Origin of the sequence: Vibrio sp. D401a, from assembly GCF_030248515.1 — a bacterium.
GTDB lineage: Bacteria > Pseudomonadota > Gammaproteobacteria > Enterobacterales > Vibrionaceae > Vibrio > Vibrio rotiferianus.
Genome location: NZ_JAHGAI010000006.1, coordinates 161,357 through 180,205 on the forward strand (window position 1 = coordinate 161,357; position 18,849 = coordinate 180,205).

Annotated in this window: 11 protein-coding genes; 7 read left to right on the forward strand and 4 right to left on the reverse strand. The window is 43.7% G+C overall.

The annotated features are described in order from the left end of the window. Positions 1–4: 4 nt before the first annotated feature. Positions 5–1,375, forward strand: coding sequence for an L-serine ammonia-lyase (locus KIV41_RS03810; protein ID WP_285335722.1), 1,371 nt, complete (start codon positions 5–7; stop codon positions 1,373–1,375). Positions 1,376–1,465: 90 nt separating this feature from the next. Here the strand turns inward: KIV41_RS03810 and KIV41_RS03815 are convergent, their stop codons facing one another. The 3 genes from KIV41_RS03815 to glgX form a co-directional block, all read right to left on the reverse strand. After that, positions 1,466–1,717 carry a hypothetical protein gene (locus KIV41_RS03815; protein WP_231572013.1) on the reverse strand — a complete coding sequence of 84 codons (252 nt, stop codon included), beginning with the start codon at positions 1,715–1,717 and terminating at the stop codon, positions 1,466–1,468. Positions 1,718–1,990: 273 nt separating this feature from the next. After that, the gene (locus tag KIV41_RS03820) at positions 1,991–3,712 is read right to left on the reverse strand and encodes a diguanylate cyclase domain-containing protein (RefSeq protein WP_285335723.1); all 1,722 of its coding nucleotides are present in this window, start codon (positions 3,710–3,712) and stop codon (positions 1,991–1,993) included. A gap of 238 nt (positions 3,713–3,950) precedes the next feature. After that, the gene (glgX, locus tag KIV41_RS03825; RefSeq protein WP_285335724.1) at positions 3,951–5,906 is read right to left on the reverse strand and encodes a glycogen debranching protein GlgX; all 1,956 of its coding nucleotides are present in this window, start codon (positions 5,904–5,906) and stop codon (positions 3,951–3,953) included. A gap of 442 nt (positions 5,907–6,348) precedes the next feature. On the opposite strand from glgX, the gene KIV41_RS03830 reads away from it, so the two are divergent. The 5 genes from KIV41_RS03830 to KIV41_RS03850 all read left to right on the forward strand — a co-directional run bounded on the left by KIV41_RS03830 (position 6,349) and on the right by KIV41_RS03850 (position 12,985). Then, positions 6,349–7,656 (forward strand): maltoporin, encoded by a 1,308-nt coding sequence (locus tag KIV41_RS03830; RefSeq protein WP_285335726.1) that lies wholly within the window; start codon positions 6,349–6,351, stop codon positions 7,654–7,656. Positions 7,657–7,756: 100 nt separating this feature from the next. After that, positions 7,757–8,566 (forward strand): MalM family protein, encoded by an 810-nt coding sequence (locus tag KIV41_RS03835; protein WP_138955509.1) that lies wholly within the window; start codon positions 7,757–7,759, stop codon positions 8,564–8,566. A 316-nt stretch (positions 8,567–8,882) separates the two neighbouring features. After that, a complete protein-coding gene (locus KIV41_RS03840; RefSeq protein ID WP_010450585.1) occupies positions 8,883–9,389 on the forward strand; it encodes a hypothetical protein in 507 nt (168 codons plus the stop codon). Between the two features lie 91 nt (positions 9,390–9,480). After that, the gene (locus tag KIV41_RS03845; RefSeq protein ID WP_285335727.1) at positions 9,481–11,103 is read left to right on the forward strand and encodes an alpha-amylase family glycosyl hydrolase; all 1,623 of its coding nucleotides are present in this window, start codon (positions 9,481–9,483) and stop codon (positions 11,101–11,103) included. 262 nt (positions 11,104–11,365) lie between these two features. Next, positions 11,366–12,985 carry an endonuclease gene (locus KIV41_RS03850; protein WP_285335728.1) on the forward strand — a complete coding sequence of 540 codons (1,620 nt, stop codon included), beginning with the start codon at positions 11,366–11,368 and terminating at the stop codon, positions 12,983–12,985. Between the two features lie 123 nt (positions 12,986–13,108). Here the strand turns inward: KIV41_RS03850 and pulA are convergent, their stop codons facing one another. Continuing rightward, the gene (gene pulA / locus KIV41_RS03855) at positions 13,109–17,107 is read right to left on the reverse strand and encodes a pullulanase-type alpha-1,6-glucosidase (RefSeq protein WP_285335729.1); all 3,999 of its coding nucleotides are present in this window, start codon (positions 17,105–17,107) and stop codon (positions 13,109–13,111) included. 469 nt (positions 17,108–17,576) lie between these two features. Here pulA and KIV41_RS03860 point away from each other — a divergent pair, with 469 nt between their 5' ends. Further along, on the forward strand, positions 17,577–18,773 hold the full coding sequence (locus KIV41_RS03860; RefSeq protein WP_285335730.1) for a tetratricopeptide repeat protein: 1,197 nt from the start codon (positions 17,577–17,579) through the stop codon (positions 18,771–18,773). Positions 18,774–18,849: the final 76 nt, after the last annotated feature.

Genomic DNA, 18,849 nt, shown 5'->3' on the forward strand with positions numbered 1-18,849 from the left:
GTTTATGCTGTCCATCTTTGATATTTACAAGATTGGTGTGGGCCCTTCTAGCTCTCACACTAATGGTCCAATGATCGCGGGTTACCACTTCACTCGTTTGATTGAATCGAACTTGGCAAAAGTGGTTCGTATTCAAGTCGATTTATACGGCTCACTCTCGTTAACGGGGATTGGTCACCATACTGACCGTGCAACCATTTTGGGTCTGTTGGGTAACAAACCAGATACCATCAAAATCGCTTCTGCGAACAAAGCGATGCGCAAGGCGATTGAAGAGGGCATGATGTCTGTCGATGGCCGTCATGAAATCGAATTCAACTACAAAACGGACATGTTGTTCCATGAAGAGAACCTTCCTCTGCATGAGAATGGCATGACGATTACTGCGTTAGATGCGCATGGCAATCAGGTTGGGTTTGAAACTTACTACTCTATCGGTGGTGGGTTCATCGCAACGGCGGATGAACTGCAAAATGGCAGCGCGACTTCACCCGTAGAAGTTGAGTTTCCATTCTCCAGTGCGGACGAAATGTTGGCACAGGCAGAGAAGAACGGCATGAGCCTTGGCGGCATGATTCTGAAAAACGAACAAGCGTTTCAGGATATGGAAGCCATCAATCAACGTGCAGAACAGATCTGGCGTGTGATGACGCGTTGCATGGAGCGTGGTTTCGAGACTGAAGGTATCTTGGATGGCGGTTTGAATGTGACCCGCCGTGCGCCAAACTTGCTGAAGAAGCTTGAAGCAAATGTAGCGATTGAAAACGATCCAATGGAAATCATGGATTGGATTAACCTGTTTGCTTTTGCTGTGAGTGAAGAAAACGCCGCTGGTGGACAAGTCGTAACGTCGCCAACTAATGGTGCGGCGGGTGTGATTCCTGCGGTATTGATGTACTACCATCGCTTCATCAAAGAGCTTGATACTAAACAGCTTAAAGACTTCCTTGCTGTGTCCGGTGCGATTGGCATCTTGTACAAAACTAATGCGTCTATTTCGGGTGCCGAAGTAGGTTGTCAGGGTGAAGTCGGCGTGTCTTCTTCCATGGCGGCAGCTGGCTTGACCGCGCTGCGTGGTGGTAGCAATGAGCAAATTTGTATTGCGGCCGAGATCGCCATGGAGCACTCACTAGGCATGACTTGTGACCCAATTGGTGGCTTAGTGCAAGTACCGTGTATTGAGCGTAATGCAATGGGCGCAATGAAAGCGATCAATGCATCTCGCATGGCATTAAAGCGTAACAGTAAATGTTTGATCTCGTTGGATAAGGTGATTGAAACCATGTATCAAACGGGCAAAGACATGAACAAGAAATACCGCGAGACGTCACTGGGTGGATTGGCTTTGATCCACCTAGCGCCGCCTTGCGAATAATAAGTTAAACAAGTTTAATCAACATAGAAAGCCGATGCACTGATAAGCATCGGCTTTTTTGTTGGTGTGAACAGTATGAATTTGGTGTGGCTATCGCAACAGGACATAAGGCCTATTAACGTAAGCGTGTCCCGCTGATATCGCATAAGGTAATACGACCTTACCAACGGAGAGCGCCGTGTTGACCAGTGGCTGAACGTTGATATTGGCATTCATCAAGGTAGGACGAACGTTGGGTGCCAAACGATAGTGACCGGGCGTTGAAACGCACCCAGAAAGTGTCGATGTAAACAGTAGTGCGGTGATGATTGATTTGATGGCTTTCATAGTCGTGACTCTCAAAAATGGTATCTTGGCTCTGGTTTTGGTTGTTGGGATGAGCCTTGGTTGAGAGGAAGATTGCCTGAGTCAAACGAACGTCACCATCAATGCGCAACAAGTCATAGCGCACAAGACTAAAAGTAACGCTAAGCGTTACCAAATAGGAGGTTTTGCTAGGAAGGGCGCTATAAAGGCTCCCTAGATGAGTTGTTTATCGCTTAGGAAGGGAATAGAAAACAGAAAAAAGCCAGAACGATGTCTGTTCTGGCTGAGTGTCCTTGGAGAAGAAAAGCATTATGCTGCTTTTAGGTGGCAGACGCGATTCTTGCCCAATCTTTTTGCTTGATAAAGTGCTTTGTCAGCTTGCTCCACCACATGATGGTAGCTAGTTTCTAATGGTGTAAATCCGACACTTGCCGTAAATCGGACATCACCGCAGCCAAGGGATAAATGGCTCCGTTGCAATGTCGTCAGGAAACCATCAAGCTGGTGCTTAGCATCAAACTCATCATTGGCTTGGAATACAACTGCAAACTCTTCACCGCCATAGCGCGCTAAGCAAATTCCCTTTGGCTTAGGGAAATTGTCCCGCATTACTTCGGCTGTTTTTTGAATCACTAAGTCACCAACGGGATGACCATACTTATCATTGATGTACTTGAAGTTATCAATATCAATCATCGCAATGAAGCGGTTCTCATTGCCAAGTTCTCGAGCAACTTTTTTTGCCAGACACGCTTTGTTCTCTAGCTGTGTCATTGGATCTTGATGACGTAAACGGTCATGTAACTTTAGGTTTGCTAACGCGATTTGTGCATAGTTTTGGATTAAGTTGAGAATACATTTGTAAGTCGGAAAGCGACAGCAGACATAAGTGACAGCCAGTAACTCCTGACCATCAAACAATGGAATGCAATAGTGGTTTCCATGAACTTTGAGTTTCTGAGCCAGTACATCCGAGTACTTTTTACTTCGATAGGATATTGATGACTGAGAAAAGCTTGCCGCTAGTTTGGCATCAGATAGGGTGAGTTTCTTATTGCCGTGGTAATCAAGGGTATAAAAGCCGTGATTAATACTATCGTAAACGCAGAACTGTATGCCTCGATCAAAACAGAAGCGGTGAAGAACGCTTTTAAGTCGGGTCTTGAACTCACCAATATTCTTAGCACTGTTTAGTTTAGCTAGTGATAAATGCAGTTGGTATGTGAGGTAATTAATAATGATAGCAAGTGCTAAGAGGGACGCTATCACGGCGGCAGTGAGAGTAAACTGGTAACTACTGCTTAAGATATCGGCTCGATCTGTGCCAGCAACAAACACCCAGTTTAACGAATTGTCAGCATCAAAAACTGAAACCTTGAAGTGATCTTGGTAGTAATACTCATGCTTGCCAAATAGAAGCCCGCTAGCAACTTTCTCATGTATACCGCCGTGAAAGCTAATGGATTTATCGCCAATACGGCTAGGGTTTGGGTGAAATACAAGGCGTCCTGTGTCTCTATCTACCACAAAGACATAGCCCTTGCTTAATGTCTTCAAACCTCTTAACTGTTGGGTAGAGTGCAGGAGATTGAATTCTATCCATAACTGGGCGTTAGAATTTGGCAGAACATGTTTAACTGCAAATACCCATTCCTGTTTTAGATTGGGATATAAAGAAGAAATATAGAAATTGTCACTGATGGTATCGAGTTTGTGCCAATTGATATGAGAGGTATCTGCTAGGGCTACTTGCTTGGATAAGTCGTAAGCTACCTCTCCGTCACTTTTAATGAATAAGATGTTTGAGTATTGAGGAGAGTAATCGAGGATGCCATCGCTTAATGCTAGAAAATCGTCGCTCTGTAAGTTGTTATTGTTAGCCCGCAATGCTCTTTCTAATAGATAGAATTTACTGAAGGTAGCTTCAATTTGCGAGCGGATAAGCCTATCAGCAGTAATCAGGTTTGTCTGAGACTGACGATAAACCATTGTTTCAGAGTCAACAAACTGCGAATGAGCTAAATAGATCATTAAGCCCGCGAGAATGACCAAGTAGGGCCGTAGTATGCGTATTAATAGTTTAGGAAAAGCCATGCCAAATAACGTTGTTTTATAATGTGATTTGGCTGCCAATAGTAGACTTATTTCATGCTCATAACAATGCGTATGGTGTGTTTAATAACAGAAAGAAAACTCTATATCTGAGAATGCGTTAGAAAAGCGCCCAGATCTGAGTCTGGGCGCGTAAGTAGTATCATGATGTTGAGTATTATGGCTGAAAATGAAGAATAGCCATAGAGGTTGGAGACAAGAGTACTTCACCTTCAGCATGTTCAGGATTTAGGTTACGAACGTTAGTATCACAAATCGTTACCCATTCCTGATCTCGGTCATTTGGAAGTTTAAAGCGAGCAGGGACATTGGTTTGGTTGATCAGGTAAACAAGCTCTTCTCCATCTTTGCCAATTCCCAAATGTAAAGCAACTGAGCTCAATCGGTTCCAATCGTCATGCTCCATCAAGGTGCCATCAATGCGGCGCCAAAAGATGCGGTTGTTATTGCGATTCTCACCACTGAACGCACGAATGAAAGGCACCATATATTGGTTTCGGTTGGCGACCATTTGTGACATCCACGTCTTGAAGTGTTGTTTACGTTCCGATGACGTCCAATCTAGCCAACTGGTTTCATTATCTTGGCAATAGGCGTTGTTATTACCACCTTGTGTATGTGAGAGTACGTCTGCAGTCAGGATATGCGGAATTCCAAATGCAAAGAGTAAACTTGCCATTAAATTGCGCTTTTGTTTTTCACGCGTAGCAATGACCATTAGGCTGTCAGTTTCGCCTTCGACACCGTAATTCTCTGAGCGGTTGTCACCGTGGCCGTCGCGGTTCTCTTCGCCATTGGCTTCGTTGTGCTTCTGTTTGTAAGACACAAGATCTTGCAAGGTGAAGCCGTCGTGATACGTGATGTAGTTGACGGTGAGTTTATAAGGCCAGTTTGCTGCACTGTAGATGTCACGAGAGCCCATTAAACGAGTTGCAAATTCCTTCAGGTAGCCCTGATCTCCTCGCCAAAAGCTGCGTGAGATGTCGCGCAGTTTGTCGTTACATTCGTTCCAACCAAATGGAAAATTACCGACTTGGTATCCGTTAGGGCCGATATCCCAAGGCTCTGCAATCAGCTTGGTTTCACGCAATATTGGATCCTGCGCTACGGATTTAAAGAAAGCGGCTTCAGGGTTGTAGTCATCACCTTGGCGACCAAGTGTTGCTGCCAAGTCAAAGCGGAAACCGTCGACTTTAAACTCGCTCACCCAGTAGCGCAGAGTATCCATGACAAGATTTAGTGCCGGCTGGTATGTTAGATCTACCGTGTTGCCACAGCCTGTATAGTTTGCGAAGTGCTGGCCATGTTTAATATAAAAGCGAGGATCGAGCGCTTTTAGGTTGAAGACAGTGGAGCCCTCGCCTCCTTCAGCGGTGTGGTTGTAAACCACGTCTAAAATTACTTCAATGCCGTGCCTATGCAGTTCTCGTATGGTGGTTTTCAGTTCCGTTACGGCATCTTTTTCTGCATAGCGTGGATCCGGCACCATAAACAAGTATGGGTTATAACCCCAGTAGTTCACCTTATCCATCTTTAACAGATGTGGCTCATGCATACAGGCTGCAATCGGCAACAATTGCAGAGTGTTGATATTTTGCTGCTTGTAGAAGGCTAGCATTTCTGGAGACACTAAGCCTAAATAACGACCTCGCTCTTCGCTTTTTACTTCAGGATGTTGCTTCGTTAATCCCTTTACGTGTGTTTCGAATAGCGTCATCTCTTCTCTGGGAATGCGTGGGTGTTCCGTGTCTTGCCAGTCAAATTCATCTTCAATAACCACACACTTAGGCATATCAAAACTTTTGGCTGGAGAGAAGGGAGGTTGATAGTGGAGAGCTTTATCAATGGATTTTGCGTAAGGGTCGGAAATTAACAAAGGTTGGTCTTTATGCGTTACGACGTACCCATATTTTTGCCCGAGCTTGATGCCTGGGATAAAGGTATGGCGAATACCGGCGTATTCATTGGGTAGGTCGTGCAAAGTGTATTCGCTCTCACTAGAAAACAAAGCGAGCTTGATGTCTTTGCTGTTTGGCGCGTGAATTGAAAAGTTACAACCTGCAGTATTCAAAGTTGCGCCAAGTGGGTACGGGCGAGAGTGAAATTTTGTCATTAGGGAATCTTTTTTTAATTTTATTGCTACCTTTAAGAAACTATAAGTAAAAAACTTTGTCTTACTAAGGTCAACCACCTCAACGACAAAAATATAAATGTAATTTAATTACTTTCTACTACCCATATTTTGCAAAAATATGAAATGGATATCACTTTGTAGTGACCTAAAACAGAATAAACTTACTAATTCCTCCCTAGATTGGTGATCTGACTCGAAAAAACACCATTCGGTAATTTCTCTCATCCCTTCTCATCCCCCCTAAATTAGTTTGGGGTGGAGGAAGTCATCCTTGTACGCCTTGGGTAACCTTAAGACTGTTGAAACAAACGGGGACTTGTTCCCATCTTACCTCTTTTTCTTTTGGTGGTTTTTACTGCCTATAACACCAAGAGAGAGAGCAGGGAAGACAGAATTATAAATACCCTTAATGGAGTTAAGAATGAAAAAAGTAAGTGCAATTGCTGCTGCTGTAGCTGCAACTTTAGCTGCTGGTTCTGCTTTCGCGGTGGATTTCCATGGTTACATGCGTGCTGGCGTTGGTGTAAGTGCTGACGGTGGCCAACAGGTTACATTTGAAAAGAACAAAATCGGTCGTCTAGGTAACGAAGGCGATGTTTACGGTGAGATTCAACTAGGTAAAGAAGTATACAACAACAACGGTAAAACGTTCTACGTAGACTCTATGTTTGCAATGACTTCTAACGGTTCGAACGACTGGGAGAGCACTTCTACAAACTGTGGTCTAAACGACGCAGGTGATGCAGTTAAATGTACTGATGACGCGCAATTTGCACTTCGTCAGTTTAACGTTCAAGCGAAAGGCGTTCTAGATTTCGCTCCAGAAGCTACGCTGTGGGCAGGTAAACGATTCTACCAACGTCATGACGTTCATCTTTCAGATTTCTACTACTGGAACATCTCTGGCGCAGGTGCTGGTATTGAAAACGTAGAAGCTGGCCCTGGTAAACTATCTGTTGCATGGGTACGTAACGACCGAAATGATATGGGTGCAACTCCTGACGAAGGTAACGTATCAAGCGTGCCTTGGCAGACAGGTGACGCTGTTAACGTAAACACGTTCGATGTTCGTTACGCTGGTCTTCCTGTATGGGAAAACGGTTCTCTAGAAGTTGGCCTAGATTACGCGATGGTTAATGAAACAGAATCTGCTTCTGCAGCTGCTAAAGATGCAAAAGACGGTGTAATGTTTACAGCTGAGTTAACTCAAGGTCTAGATTCTGGCTTTAACAAAACTGTATTCCAATACGGTACTGAAGGTTACTCTAAAATTTTCGCATTCTACGGTGATGGTAGCTGGTACGGCGCTGAAGCAAAAGATGGCGCATCAGGTTACCGTCTGATCAACTGGGGTGTGATTGGCATGGGTGAAAACTGGGAAATGATGCACCAGTTAGTATACGGTGTTGGTGAAGAAATGTGGTCTGGCATGGACAAACATGAAACTATGTCAGCTGTTGTGCGCCCTGTTTACAAATGGGATGACAACCACAAAACTATCTTCGAAGCGGGTTACGCTATCGATGACACAGATGGTACAGAGAACAAATTTGGTAAGTTTACAGTGGCACAAGCATGGTCTGCAGGCTCTAGCTTCTGGGCTCGTCCTGAAATCCGCCTATACGCTTCTTACCTAACAAGTGACTACGACAATGGCATGAAAGTGTTTGACAGTGGCCGCTCTGAAGACTCTTTCCAATTCGGTGTACAAGCTGAAGCTTGGTGGTAATCATCTGACCATTTAAGTCCTAAATTGTCCTAGAATGATACAGCCAGAATTTCTCTGGCTGTATTTATTTTAAAAACAAGAAGAGTTGAGGTTAACGGTAATGAAAAAATGGCTTGCTCCCGTGATACTGGGAATGTTGGCTACAGGCTGTTCTACTATCGAGCAAGTAGAAATGAGTCCAAGCGGTCAACAACAGGTGATTACTCAATCGAGTGATATTCAATGGATTCCCGTTGAAGTACCTTTAGTTACTGAGTTTGCTTTGACTGATAAAAGCCAGATGCTTCTAAATGGAGAAAGTGCTGGCGCAATCGCAGCATTTGCACTTCCAGGTAACCGCGGCAGTCTTGATATTAAACTTGAGACGTTCGTAAGCAAAGAATTGCAGTTTTACGCGCCAAACGTTGCAGTAATAAACTCCCGTGGCGAAACTATCTACCAAGCAGATTTCTCACAGTTTAAGTATGAACCAGCAAAATTACTCGATGATGATAAGTTTGTACTTGATCTCAATGTAATTCCAGACATGACAGGTGATGAGCTGCATGTATTGATCTACACTACCTCATCTGATCTAAAAGGCAGCACTCAAATTCTGCATCCTGCTAAAGTATTCGCGATGGCGCGACATACTCAGCCGCCTGACATTGCTGATCCGCAAGCGAAACACAGCCCACTTGGTCAATTCCGCTTTTCAGTCTCTGCGAATGACATCGTAAATACTAAGATTGTTGCGAAAAACGACAATATTCCTCAAGGTACGGATTTAACAAGTTACTACCATAAGTCAATCAAAGCGGCAGTAGCAGCAAACGATATTCCGAAAGCTCTCACACTACTTGATGAAGCAAAAGAGCTAGGTATTGAAGGTGCGCAAGAAGTGTTTGTTAAAGCAGTGAATACCAAATAATTGAATAAAAAAGGTCAGCATTATGCTGGCCTTTTTTATAGTATTTTATTCAATGAAAATACACCCCTACATATAGTTAACTTATTCACAAAATTATTTGTTTTACTTTGTGTTTTATATTTTATAGATCAATAATAAAAATAATGTTCCTAACCTTAACTTACGTTGATTAGGAAATAATTGAAACCATCAAAGTAAATTGCCTAAGTAACTTACATAATATTACTCTTTATATTTAAGTGGGATATTTAATATATATCACGATCTTATTTGGCGGTTATTTACTTTCTATTATTAAAAAGGAATTAACGTGAAAATGAACATGATGAAGTCTTCGCTTGCTGCTGCTTTACTTGTTGCCCTTGTGGGTTGCCAATCAACCTCTGAACCAGAAGCTGCTGCTGAGTCTATTGTAAATATGTCACAAGACGAAGTTGTGGCTTTCATGGCGGCTTGTGATAACCCTGATAGTGCAGTAAAAGGACCGATCTCGAAACCATTATTTGTAGTAGGCACATTTGCTGATTCAGATTGGAAACATGTACCTCAGCGCCAGTACTCTTATAAAGGAAACAACTTTTATCAGGTAGTAACCGAAGAAAAAGTAGGTTCTTACAAAATGCAGTATGCGACAGAGTTGTGGTTCCCTCAGTTTACTGCAAAAGGCAATCGCATGAATGTAGGCGAGTTAACGCCACTAACATTTGGTGGCTACGGAACAGATACTGTTGTTGAAATAAAAGAAGATGGTAAATATGTATGGAGCCTTCAGTTTGAAGGTAAAGGCAAGCCTCTTCATGTGATGGTAAATAAGTGCCAATAATATTCCATTTAGTTATTTAAAAGTTATTATTTATTTATTAACCCCTGCATGGAATACGTGCAGGGGTTTATTTTTGTTTTGGGAGAGTTTTATGAATAATATCCGCTATAAGGTATCGTTATATAAAACGTTGTTGGCATTAAGTGTGGTTGGAGCGCTATCAGCTTGTAATTCTTCCGGTGGAGATGATAACAATAATACTCCATTGCCTGATACGAGCTATGCCTGTCAAACGACCATCAAGGAACAAAGTAATCAACTTCGCATGTATCAGATCATGGTTGAAAGCTTTGTTGATGGAGACTCGAGTATTGGCCACGGCACGGGTTATGGGACCAGCCATCACAATGGCGACTTACAAGGTATTATTGATTCACTCGACTATATACAAGACTTAGGCATAAACGCGATTTGGCTAACACCAATTTTTGAGTCTGAAGCCATTGATGGCCAAGATCATTGGGCGGATCGTTTGGATGCTACAGGATATTTCGCGACAGACTATTTCAAAATTGATCCCCGTTTTGGCGATTTGGAAACCGCGCGAACGTTAGTTAATGAAGCTCACAAGCGTGGCTTGTATGTCTTCTTTGATGGTGTGTTTGGTCACCATAAAAATGGGTTAATCAAACCATCGCCATCGGGTTTACTACCTTCAGGTGCGAGCAACCCAGTCGATTACCCTGCAAGCTTAGATTTTTATAAAGAAGTTGCTACCTATTGGGTGAAAGAGCTGAAAATTGATGGTTGGCGTTTGGATCAAGCGTATCAAGTACCAACAGATGCTTGGACGAAAATTCGTAAAGCAGTGGATGAAGCCTCACAAAATGTCACTTATACCAATGCTGATGGCAAACAAGTGAACCCATTAGGCTACATGGTGGCAGAAGTCTGGAAGGGCGAGTCTGATATTGCGAGTGAGGCGTACGGTTCTGCCGATGACCCCGCATTATGCTCAGCGTTTGACTTCCCAATGCGCTATCGTATCTTGGAAACACTTGCAGTGAACGAGAGTGGTGTTGGTGGGCGAGGTGTTGATTGGCTAGACAATGGCTATCAAACCCACAATCAGTACCCAGCTCATGCTCAGCCAAACTTGATGATTGGTAATCACGATTTAGTTCGCTTTGGTGATTTGTTGCAACGAGGCGGCTTGGCTGATGTGAATGATGCGGAATACTGGCTACGCCATAAAGCAGCTTTTGCTTTCCAAGCCGCTTATACCGGGCCAATCACTCTTTACTACGGTGATGAAATTGGTGACCAAGTTGATGGCTTTGCCGCAAAAGAAGACAACAACACCTGTGCTATTAGAGGTGTGTGTGATGACCATGTTGCTCGCAGCAGCGCAAAGATTGAAGGAATAACGGCAACCTTAGACGCTAATCAAGTTGATTTGAAAAACTACGTGAAGTCATTGATGAATAAGCGTGCTGCTCACCCTGCTTTATACCAAGGCTCTCGTACTAACTTGGTCGCGAGCAATGGCAGTTATGTGGATTTGAAAAAGTCTGGTGATGACCAAGTATTGTTTGCACTCAATACGCTTGAGAGCGCGCGCAATATTGTGCTAACAGAGTCACAAGTCGGCAGCAATCAAGCGCTGATAGATTTAATGACAAACCAACAAATCACACCAAGCAATGGGCAATACCTGATCCCAATGTCTTCTTTACAGGGACGCTTCTTTAAGGTGACGCCAAGCGCTAAATAAAATCAACTTCTCGCTCCAAAGCCAAGTGCAGCTGCTGACCCCCATAGGCACTCACTTGGCTTTTTTACTCCGTTATCCTTCTGTTTTATATCGAACAATTGTTGTTATCTTTCGTCATAAACAGTACGCAGTTTGTGAGATGTTCTGCACGAGAATGAGAATATTCACATTCATGCAACGTAAAATTGTGATTTGACGCTTATTTATACGTAACCGTTATGTTTATCTTTTCGTGGATTTATATAACTAATGGAAAATTATAATGAAATCCATAGCGAAACCCCTCTTTATTCTACCTTTGCTTTGCTCTCCATTTGCCTACAGTGATGTCATTAACGGTGACTTCGAACAGTGGAGTGGCAATACGCCAACCCAGTGGACGGTGATTGATTCTGGTATTGCAGTATCTCCTACCAGTAATCAAGTTCAGTCTGGTGGTTTAGCCGCACAAGTGGTCGTGAATACGGGGACACAAAGTAACACCGATTTTTTGCAAACCATTAATGTGGAGCAAGGAAAAACTTACCCATTTTCAGTTTCTGTTTATCACACTGAAGGTAATGTTAAAGCGCGTCTGATCGTCGATGGATACCATGGTTACACGAACCCCAACCAAACTAATCAATGGCAGCAGTTAACACACAGTTATACCGCATCATCAAATAAAACCATTAATGTCGGTCTAAGGTTCTATGATGAATCGGGCTTTGATGGCTCAGAAGTGGTGTTCATTGATAACTTTCTACCGAACCAAGATAGTGGTGGTACTCAGCCTCCAGTTGAAAGTTGCAACGACAATGAAATCCTATTGACTTTAACGACTGACAGTTATGGCTCAGAGACTAGCTGGGAACTGAAGGACAACCAATCAAAAGTACTGTTCTTTGGTCAAGGTTTCGATTCCTCTAAAACCTATGAAAAAACCATGTGCCTAGCGGATGGCGATTATCAATTTACCATCAATGATAGCTATGGTGATGGTATTTGCTGTAGTAGCGGTAACGGCTCATACGTCTTGATGTTAGGTCAAGAAACGCTAGCATCAGGTGGTGAGTTTACTCAATCGCAAACCACCAATTTCACCCTTGGTGAGACAACCACGCCACCCGTGGTTGGGGAATATTACAAAGCGGCAGAGGGCAAAACTGGCTTTGCATTGAAAACAGCACTGTTCAATATCATCAATAACCACACGGGGCGAGGTTACTCGGCGATTTGGACCTTGGTGAAAGATGCGGATCTGGATAACTATTATGAAAAAGATGGTTCGATTCTTGATATGTATTCGGAAAAGCCGCTAGGCAATGACACGGTTAGTTTCACTAAAGTCACAGACCAATGTGGTCAATACAGTAAAGAGGGAGATTGCTACAACCGAGAACACTCATTCCCGAAAAGCTGGTTTGGTGGCAAGGTAGAGCCAATGAACTCTGATGGCCACCACCTGTTTGCAACGGATGGCTATGTTAATGCGAAGCGTAGTAATTGGCCATTTGGTGAGGTTGGTAGCAGCACTTACATTTCTAGTAATGGCTCAAAATTAGGTTTGGCGAGCGCGTCTTTGGGCTACTCAGGTACAGTATTTGAGCCGATAGACGAATTTAAAGGAGACTTTGCGCGTGCGTATTTCTACATGGCAACACGCTATGAAAACGTTATTGGTAACTGGGAGGCGAACTCCAGTAGCTCTGATGCGGTTCTCAATGGTAACAGCACGACAGTATTTGAACCGTGGATGCTAAGCATGCTTAAGCGTTGGCATAAGAATGATCCTGTTAGCGCAAAAGAAGTGAGTCGTAACCAACAAGTATTTGAGTTTCAAGGAAACCGCAATCCGTTTATCGACCACCCTGAGTTTGTTGAGATGATTTGGGGCAATTAACCCTCAACCATTAAGAACACGAAAGCCGCTTAAGTTAAACAGATTAGCTTGGCGGCTTTTTTAGAGAACAAAAAAGGGGAGGTATTAACCTCCCCAAACTAGCACATGATTGCGCCTACTGTATTAGTTCTTCGTTACAGTTACGATTGGAGCTGCTTTGTCTGCTGCATTGAAGTGGAAGTTGTAGCTTCCATCTTCAGGTAGCGTGATAGCAATATCTGAGCTTCCACCACCTGCGGCCATTTTAAAGCCTGAACCGAGCTCAATCGAACTACCTGAAGTGCCACCAAAGTTAGTGTTTCCTTCGTTTGCATTCCAGTCTGCAGAAGCGATTTTCATTTGGTAGCTACCTGCTTTGAAGTCCATATCTAATGAGTAGACATCGGCTGCCTCATAGCTAAATTTCGCTGGAGAGTCCGTTGCTGGAGTATCCCAAGTCGTAATAGTGCCACGTAGATAAAGCGCAGTTTCACCAAATGTTGGTGCGTCAGCAGCTTTAGTCACTGACACAATTGGCTTGTCTGCAGAGTTATTTTGCTCGTGTACAGCGTTTAAAATAAACGTGTATTTACCTGTTTCAGTGACCTTCAGTTTACAGTTTTCCTCTTTGCCTAGATCTACAGAACTAGATGATTGGTCCGAGTTGTGGCAGCCAAAGTTAGGTGTACCCCAATTATCATCTGCGAATTTAAAACCGTAGTCCCCAGCTTCAAGTACACCAGTTAACGAGTAAATACCGTTACCGATAAATGACATTTCCCAATCTGCTACTGGTTGCCAGCCGTTCATATCACCACGAACATAAACTTTGGTTTCTCCATAAGGAGGAATGCTTGATACATCTTTGTTGTCAGTATTTACAGGTAGGCCAGCACCTTGTGCACCTGCTTGTGGTTGAACAAATACCGCTGTAGTTAGTGCTGGTACTGTGAATGTCTCACCAGAGAAGCTCGCGCTTTTCACGATGTCATCTGTCGAGTTTTTCTGAACTTCATGCAGTTCGAAGCCCGCAGCGCCTTTCACAGTGAAGGATTGAGCTGTAGATGTCGAGTTAACTACCGCTACGATTGCATCGTAGTTAGGATCCAAATCTGCACCAGCAGATGTGCCGTCATCAATCGACATAACGATTAGACCTTCAACTTGGTTGTCACCAACATTGCGGAAGTCTACACGGTTCATCACGTCTTGAGCGGTATCTAAGCGGAACAGTTCGCTTGTACTACGGATTTTCAGTAGTTCTAGGAATTGTTGCTTAGTTAGCTCGATATCATCTTTATCAGGCATTGCACTTGCATCGTCGATGATCTTCTTGATCAGTTCCCAGTTCGCACCGTCTTTGTCTTCACGAGGTAGACCAACGTTCCAGTTGTTATCGCTTCCGTCGAAGAAAACACGGTTGAACCAATCACCAGAGTCGTAAGAGTCACGCTGCATTGATTTAGAACGAAGTAACTCAGAACCCATGTGGATGAATGGAATACCTTGTCCTAACATCACTGTAGATAGCGATACAGACTGCATACGAGCTCGCTCAGCAGAGCTTGTACCTGTCGCGATTTTATAAGCGTTGTTGTCCCATAGGGTTTGGTTATCATGTTTAGAAACGTATGAGATATTCTCAGAAGGCATCTTAGTGTAGCCCGCAGGAGCACCATTGTAGTCTACGTTTTTACCAAGTTTTGTTTCGCCTTTGTAATCTAGAAGTACGTATTCTGCTAGGTTACCAGCCATGCCGAGACGAACGAGATCTTGGTTATGTAGACGACCATTAACAGCATCTGCATCAGTCTTAGTTTCTTCGTTTGGATAAGCTGCGTTACCAAAGCCTTGGTTGAAACGAAGAGGATGTTTGCCTTCCGAATCTACACCACCATCGAATGGGCTGCCACCGCGAACCGCATCGCGTAGACGGTCAGAGAATGTACCAATCTCTGTGCCTGCCATGTTGATTTGGGTTGCTTGGTCGAAGCGTGCGTTGTTTGCTACTTCACCAAAGTCCCAACCTTCACCGTAGAATAGGGTGTTAGGATCGATTTCACGAACTTTCTTCAGTGCATAAACCATCACATCTTTTGGCTGGTGGCCCATTAAGTCGAATCGGAAACCGTCAACTTTGTAGTCGTCTGCCCAAATCAATAATGAGTCAACCATCAGTTTACCCATCATCAAGTTCTCAGTTGCTGTGTTGTCACAACAAGTAGAGTTTTCAACACCACCAGTGTTTACGTTTAGGCGGTGGTAGTATCCAGGGACGATCTTATCGAGTACAGACTTATCATTTACGCCAGATGCATTAGTGTGGTTGTAAACCACGTCCATGATAAGTTTTAGATCCATTTTGTGTGTAGCTTGAACCATTTCACGGAACTCAAGAATACGCTTAGAACCGTTTGGATCGGTTGCGTAACTGCCTTCAGGCACAGTGTAGTGGAATGGGTCGTAGCCCCAGTTGAAGCTATCTAACATGCGTAGATCGTTCATCAGAGCTTGTGCTGCGCCTGTCGAAGGATCGTAGCTGTTAAGCAGATCTTCGATCACTTTGCCGTTGTCTTCTGTACCACAAACAGCTGCTTCCGGTTTCACACCACAGAGTTTTCCTACCGTATCTGTAATATCAACACGGTTTTCTGCATTTTCATCTACGGTTGCGATGTCAAAAGCAGGAAGGATATGCAGCGTAGTTAGACCTGCGTCTTTTAGTGCTTGAAGGTGAGATACTGATTCACGATCTGCTTCTGTTAAGGCTAGGTATTTGCCGTTCAGGCTTGCTGTACCTTTACTATCATTGAAGCTGAAATCGCGCAGGTGTGATTCGTACAGTACGTGGTCTTCGTCTTTCTTCACAGTTGGGCGATCATAGTTATCCCAACCTGCAGGTTTTAGGCTAGAGTCATCGAGATCAACAACTTGAGAGTACAAAGAGTTTTCAGATAAGCTCAAAGAGTAAGGGTCTGTTACTAGGCGAGTTTCAATTTTACCTGTTGTTGGGTGGTAGACCTTCACTTGGTAGCGGTAGTACTGATTTACTACATTGCTTTGTACCTCAGAAGCCCAGATACCCGTTGCAGGGTCTTCTGTCATAGCGACTGTCGCTTGTTCGTTTAGGTTTTCATCATAAAGGACCAGTTCTACTTCTTGAGCTGTTGGTGCCCAAAGTTTGAATGTCGCAGCCGTTCCTTCAACAATTGCCCCTAGCTCTTGCCCGATTGCGTTACCGGCTTCAGCGTCTGCAAATACCGCATCCAGAACCCCTGGTTTTTGTACTTCGGTTGCCGCAGTGACATCGCCATTTGCATTGTAAGCAACCATCACGATTTGTGATTTTAGGATTTTGTGGAGGATATCTGCATCCACACTGATACCCGCGGCTTTTAAATCAGCAAGGTGACGGAAACGCGATTTAAGCTCATCCGATAATTCACCAACCTTAGTAAGTTCAACTGCAGTGCCGCCAGTAATCGTTTTGTCTTCACCCATCTTTATATCGTTGCTCAAGCTGTAGAACAGCTTGATTGAATCAGCATCTTTGGCTGCTTCCCAAGCGATGGTTTCAGCGTCTAACCAATGTGCTTTTTGGCCATCGATATCGACTGGACGCTCTTCAATTGGTTCGTAATAAAGTTCGCTACTACCATGGAAGCCAAATAGTCCTTTTGACTCGCCAATTTTCGTTAACTCCACTTTAGAGTTGGCACTACCGAATGCTTTGTCATTATCTTTGTGAAGAATAAAGTTCATACACTCATGGGGATCAGATGCATCTGGGTTTACTTTTAGTACATAGTAAGCACCATAGGTATCGCTGATACCATCAAACGGGCGAGGAGCGCTCCAATCTGTACCGCCTGAGCCAATGCCCATCGCATCGAGATCGGTACTGGTACAGCCTTCGCCGTTCCATAGGTGTAATCCCCAGCCTTCGTAGTCACTTGCACTAGCCGCTGCTGCAGTGTCGCGTTTATAGTAAATTACGACTTCATTTTCTCCAGCTGGGTACAGGCCGGAATTGTTGTTTTCTTCGCTAGAACTGTCGCTACCACAGCCGCTAAGTACCGCAATTGACAGAAGCGGTAGAACGGTTTTGGCAACGGTAGATAGTTTGAATGTTTTGTTGTCCACGTTTACATATCCATTGTTATAAAATCTGAAAGTAGGCAGAGCGAGATGCTCTAGAGGAAATGTGCACGTAAATGCTAATACACTGATGCATCAGCAAAATGTGAATGCAGGCAGCTAAGTTATTTGCAAGTTAAAATTTAGTCGCAGTATGAGTTTGGGTCACAAAATAAGTACTAAACTCAACACATAATGAGAGGTGTGACTCAAAGCCTATACATAAATTAAGTGAGGAGTAGAGCAGGGGGATGATAAGGGAGGAGAATCACTCAGCCCCATTAGTGTGATTGAGATCTATAAATTTTTAGTGGTTAATTTGTAAGTAGAAAAAAGATTTACAAATTACGTAGTGATAGCAGTCCCTTTACTGTCTCAAACTTCAGATTTTGATCAAACGGTCGTTATATAATAAAGAGATATTTTAAGCGCCCTGTTGGGGTATGTTTAAGCCGATATATAAAAGAGGCTAACTATGAGTAGCATGGGGATTGCTATTGGTGCAACTGGCCTTTCTCTTATTCTGATTTTTGTCTGGATGATATCGCTGTCGATGCGGAAAAAGCGCATAGAGCTTGAAAAGAAAGCTCGCGAAGCTGCTTATCGTCGAGCTATGCAAAAGGCACGCGAACAAGAAATCAAAGAACGGGAATTTAAAGCAGAAACGGGTCATATACCGACAATCCTGTTTTTGGCGAAAGAGGCAGAGAGAGGAAACCTCAAGAAGGCTTATTACTGGTATGACAAAGCGGCAAAGTTAGACAATGTTACTGGGATGTACGGCGTGGTTCGTTTGAGTGAGCGAATGCGTGAAGATGTCATTCTGAAAGAGCAAGCCAACTTTTGGCGTATCGCGATTGCTGGTGTCGAGGGAGATGTTGAAGCTAAGTTTGCGACAGGAAAAGCGTTGATCTTCGGGCGTGGTACGGAAAAAAACATTCCTAAAGGATTGCAGCTAATACAAGAAGCCGCCGAGGAGAAGTGCATTCCGGCGATACTTTATATGGGGGATTGGCAAAAGTCTCCTGATAACCTTGCTCGAAATGAAGCTGATGCTCTCTACTGGTACATGCGAGCAGCAGAAGAAGAAAGTCCTGAAGGTAAAGTGCAAGTAGGATTGTGCTATTTATATGGCACGGGAGTAGAGCAAAATCATCAAAAAGCGTGCTATTGGTTAGAAAGGGCTGCAGAAAGCGGTAATGCAGAAGCCATGTATCATGCAGGAGAGGCTTGGAAAGACAATGGAAAAACGGGGAGTGCAATAGCCTATGTTTGGCTATTCTTATCGGCTAGCTTTGGTTATGAGCCTGCTAAAGTTCTGCGAGACAAGGTTGCGGCTAACATTGGTGTTGATGTTGTTGTTGGACTGCAAGCCATCGCAAAGCCGCTGCAAAGGAAGCTGAGTTCTGGAGCTGTTAAGAAGCACTCGATTATACGTGCGCTGAATAAGGTATATAGCCGTGAACCATATTTTCCAAATGAAGAAGACTTGTTAGTGCCCGGAAATGATGAAGAAATGGAAGGTGTCATCCAGAGTGATGCTACTTTTGATCCACAGAGCGCAGAGCAACTTGATGGTGCGAATGTGAGTGGCAGTTCTCCTGAAACGACATTGTCAAAAGAGGCATTAGATTTCACTCAGAACTTCTTGTCTCCTCAGAAGCCGCACTAGGTCAATAACCCTTAATTTTTGAGTTTCTTAGTGATAGCCCAAGTAACAGCCGTTGCTTGGGCTTAATTATATGGTC